This is a genomic window from Enterobacter sp. 148H3, assembly GCF_034107425.1.
GTDB classification, from domain to species: Bacteria; Pseudomonadota; Gammaproteobacteria; order Enterobacterales; family Enterobacteriaceae; genus Enterobacter; species Enterobacter vonholyi.
In genome coordinates this window covers 1-1068 of the sequence record NZ_JAWNEI010000047.1, presented here as the reverse complement: position 1 = coordinate 1068, position 1068 = coordinate 1, and the positions used below count along the sequence as shown (strand labels likewise).

Genomic DNA, 1068 nt, shown 5'->3' with positions numbered 1-1068 from the left:
CGATTCGCATGACCTACCGCTATTTCCCGCAGAAGAAAATGACGGCCTCCGAGCGCGAGGTGAACCCGTTCGGCTTCACGGTCACCAGTTATCAGCGGTTTAAGGAGAAAAGCGATGAATAAAGTGCTGATGTGCGCCCTTCTGCTGACCGCCGCGTCAGCATGGGGTGCGGCAACGCCGCGCGGCAGCGCCTTTGACAGCCGCATTCAGAACATCCCCTACAACAGCCAGAACACGACGGTTATCAACACGCGGGGGGGCTACATTACGACGCTGGTTTTTGACGCCGACGAGGAGGTGATCACCGCCACGGCCGGTTTTCCGCAGGGCTGGACGATCACACCCGACCGTAACCGCGTGGGGATTAGCCCCGCGCCGGTGAAGCAGCCGGTTACGGATGCGGACGGCAAAACCGTCCAGAAGATTTTCACCCCCACGCAGCAGGACTGGCAGACCAACCTGTTTGTGACCACCACGAAGCGCGACTACAGCCTGATGCTGAACGTGATCGACAGCGACCGCGAGGCAGGAAACCTCGCCTTTGTGGTGCGCTTCAGCTATCCCGACGATACCCGCAGGCAGAACGACGCCGCCCGCCTCGCCCGTCAGCAGGAGCTTCAGGCCGCGCAGGAAAAAGAGCGCATTCAGCTTGCCCTGAAGAAATCCACCGCGCCGCGTAACTGGAACTATACCCGCCGCGTGGCGGCAGGCTCGGCGTCCATCACCCCGGATTTTGCGTATGACGACGGGCGGTTTACCTATCTCGGCTTTTCCCCGCAGAAGCGGATCCCGTCGCCGACGGTTATCGTCGGCGGCAGCGAACAGGTGATCACCCCGACCTTCAGCACCGAGGGCAACTACCGGGTGATGGTCCTGCGCTCGCTTTCCCCGCGCTTTGTGCTGCGCTACGGCAGCCAGGTCGTGGGGATTGAAAACGGCAGCTATGGACAGGTCACAGTGGCGAACGGCAGCACCGTCTCACCGGACGTGAAACTGGAGAGCAAATGATGAACGAACAGGAAGACATTAAAACCGCCGCCGAACTGGAGGCGGAAGCACGCGAGCGGG

Annotated in this window: 2 protein-coding genes; both read left to right on the top strand. The window is 61.3% G+C overall.

What is annotated here, in order from left to right:
- The first annotated feature begins 8 nt into the window (after nucleotides 1–8).
- Nucleotides 9–122 (top strand): VirB8/TrbF family protein, encoded by a 114-nt coding sequence (locus USH94_RS22610; RefSeq protein ID WP_414146667.1) that lies wholly within the window; start codon nucleotides 9–11, stop codon nucleotides 120–122.
- On the top strand, nucleotides 115–1008 hold the full coding sequence (gene virB9 / locus USH94_RS22605) for a P-type conjugative transfer protein VirB9 (RefSeq protein WP_111965965.1): 894 nt from the start codon (nucleotides 115–117) through the stop codon (nucleotides 1006–1008). Before USH94_RS22610 ends, virB9 begins: the two co-directional genes overlap by 8 nt.
- Nucleotides 1009–1068 lie beyond the last annotated feature (60 nt).

Coding starts and splice junctions, on each gene's coding strand:
- virB9 (WP_111965965.1), top strand. CDS start 115: ATGAATAAAGTGCTGATGTGCGCCCTTCTGCTGACCGCCGCGTCAGCA.
- USH94_RS22610 (WP_414146667.1), top strand. CDS start 9: ATGACCTACCGCTATTTCCCGCAGAAGAAAATGACGGCCTCCGAGCGC.